The organism is Clostridioides sp. ES-S-0108-01 (assembly GCF_020662285.1).
Lineage (GTDB): Bacteria > Bacillota > Clostridia > Peptostreptococcales > Peptostreptococcaceae > Clostridioides.
The window spans coordinates 1-2679 of sequence record NZ_JADGMN010000055.1 but is presented as its reverse complement, the minus strand read 5'-3'; the positions used below and the strand labels follow the sequence as shown (position 1 = coordinate 2679).

3 protein-coding genes are annotated in these 2679 nt (G+C 29.0%); all 3 read right to left on the bottom strand.

Features of this window, described 5'->3' with window-relative positions; genetic code table 11:
- Window positions 1-262 precede the first annotated feature (262 nt).
- The 3 genes from IR152_RS19620 to IR152_RS19610 all read right to left on the bottom strand — a co-directional run bounded on the left by IR152_RS19620 (window position 263) and on the right by IR152_RS19610 (window position 2529).
- Window positions 263-958 carry an HNH endonuclease gene (locus IR152_RS19620; protein ID WP_227453503.1) on the bottom strand — a complete coding sequence of 232 codons (696 nt, stop codon included), beginning with the start codon at window positions 956-958 and terminating at the stop codon, window positions 263-265.
- Window positions 959-1076: 118 nt separating this feature from the next.
- Complete coding sequence (locus tag IR152_RS19615; protein WP_227453502.1) at window positions 1077-1976, bottom strand: hypothetical protein; 900 nt, start codon at window positions 1974-1976, stop codon at window positions 1077-1079.
- 169 nt (window positions 1977-2145) lie between these two features.
- Entirely contained in the window at window positions 2146-2529 is a 384-nt protein-coding gene (locus tag IR152_RS19610; RefSeq protein WP_227453504.1) for a phage tail assembly chaperone, read from the bottom strand.
- Window positions 2530-2679 lie beyond the last annotated feature (150 nt).

The following is a 2679-nucleotide window of genomic DNA, read 5'->3' as shown; positions in this document are numbered from 1 at the left end:
AGTTAAGAACGTCAGGAATTGCTTTTATCATTTGTTCGGACTTCCATCCTGCCATCTTTATTCATTGTCTAAGCTCTTTATCTTAGAACTATAGTTTCCTATAGAGTTGGACTATCTCTTTACCCTCATCTAATACGTTAGGGCAGTGGATTTCGTGGATATTTCAACTGTTCTAGCTTACTTTATCTAGTCTCTAAACCTTTTTATTATCCCTAATAAAATTGGTAATTGATTAGCATATTTACAAAATAAAAAACCTATATTAACATAGGTTTTCAAAATATTTTTCTATATTTTTTAATCTTTCTATTGAATAATTACTATCGTTAGAATACCATTCATAAAAATCTTTATCATGTTTTTTAGAATTACAATTTCTACAGGATGGGACTATATTATACTTTGTATAATCCCCACCTTTTGATAATGGTATAAAATGGTCTTGAGTCAAATTGTTCATCTTTCTTCCACAATAAGCACATGAATTATTAAAGAAACTTTTGCAATTTTTCCATTCAGATACTGTAAAGGTTCTTTTTAGCTCCTTAGCTTTTTTTCTTCTTCTTTGTTCTGTAACAACTCTATTGTATCTAATAATCTCTGGATTATTTTTTCTATACTCCTTATTTTTTTCATTTTCACATTCTTTACATTTTGAATAAAATCCTCCATTTGCTCGTTGTCTAAAAGATAACATGCTTTTTTCGATTTTACATTCAGTGCAAACTTTAACTTTATTTGTTAATGCCTCTTGAGTCCTTTTATTTGATTTAATTTTTGTGTTTTTATACCATTCTTTTTTCTTTTCTAAAATAACAGATTTATTCTTTCCTCTATATTTTTTTGTTTCTTTTTGTCTGCATTTTTTGCAATAAGGCTTTAATCCATCTTTACAGTTAGAATCTTTATGAAATTCACTCTTATTCTTTTTTTCTCCACATCTTAAACAAGTCTTCATATTCCACCCCGCCATTTTAAATTAATTCAATATTAACATGACAAAATTATTTTGTAAACTTAGCTTTCCTATTTTAACCCACTATTTTTTACTATAAATTTCTTTATAGCTGAGCATGTTATATACCCATATAATAAAAAGCATCTCCTGCATCTTTTGCTGTAAAACTAGTATCTCTACCTAATTGTCTAGCTTTAGCTGTTAAAGCCTCCATTTCTTTTCCTGTTGCTCCACTTACAGCTTGTGTATTCTTCATACTTTGCTCAAAGGTAGCAAATCCTTTTACAGCAGAACCTACCCCAATTCCACCTATTAAAGTTCCTGCCATAGTAGCCAATTGAGCAAATTTACTAATAGCTCCACTTACAAAAGAGTCTATTTTCCCTGTAAGTCCTCCAAGCGCTGAACTAGCTTCATCTCGAATTTTGACTGCTGCTTCATATCTCTTACTTACAAATTCTTGTAATTTATTTTTAGTTCGAGAAATAGTATTTATAGCTTCATCAGCTTGAGACTTTATTTTTATAATAGTATCAGCTTTTAGATTCTGAATCTTAGCTTTTACTTTATCTATTATAGAGCTAGACTCATCTTGTCCTCGTATGATTATAGGAGGTGTAGGCTTAGCAACTTCTTTTATCTTATTATTAACTTTGTTAACAGTAGAGCTTGCGTTATCTGTAACTTTTAATCTTGCTGTTACTGTCTTTCTAGCTTTATTAACATTACTATTAACTTTATTAACTGTAGAACTCGCATTATCTTTAGCCTTTATTGTTGCGGTTACTGTTCTTCTAGCTTTATTCATGTTACCATTAATTTTGTTTACAGTGTTGGAAGCTCTATCATTTATCCGAATAGCTGGGTTAGCTTTTATTTTATTAAGCTTTTGCATCCGTTTTTCAGTACGTTCAGCTATTTTTTCAGCAGCACTCAGCTTGTTTTTAGTTTCTGCATCCCCTTTTACACCAATAACGACATCAATATGATACATCTCTTTTTTAGCTATTTCTCTCACCTCACTTTCTATTTAGATTTGTTTGCTTTTTCTTCTAGTTCAATCTCATAATTAACAAATTCTAATATTAGTTTTTGTACTAGTTTATCTTTTTTAACAAATTCATCAGGTAGAATCCTAGTTTTTACAAATACATTAAATAAACTAGTTACAATTCCACCATGCTTAATTAGTTTTTTATTTCAATTTCCTCTAATACCTCATCATAACCAGATAATTTCAATATTTCATCTGCAATAGCTTGAAGTTCTCCTGCTAAAAATAGCCTTTTTAAAGCTGCTTTAGCATCAGAAAAACTGTTGTTTTCTAAGAAGTTTTTATTGTTAAAATTAGGTTTTATAATCCCTCTTTCAAGCAACATTAAATTCATTAAATCACTATTAACTTTATCCTCTGTAAACCCATTTTTTAATTTATTTGGCTTAGTACATTTTTTTCTTATGCTAGTTATTTCTTGTTCTGTAAAAGCTTTTATAGTTATTGGTATTTTTACTCTATCAATCTTGAGTGTCTTTGTAGGGGGCTCACTTGCACATGTTAATCTTCTAAAAATCTCATCATCAGCTAGATTAAGTAATATTTCGAGTCTGGAAATATTTATGTGTATTCTTTAAATAAAAATTTATTTTTAAGTGATAATTAAACATTTATTGGTAAGGCTATGGCTTTAAAAATCATAGCCTTATTTTGATATTTTTTCCAT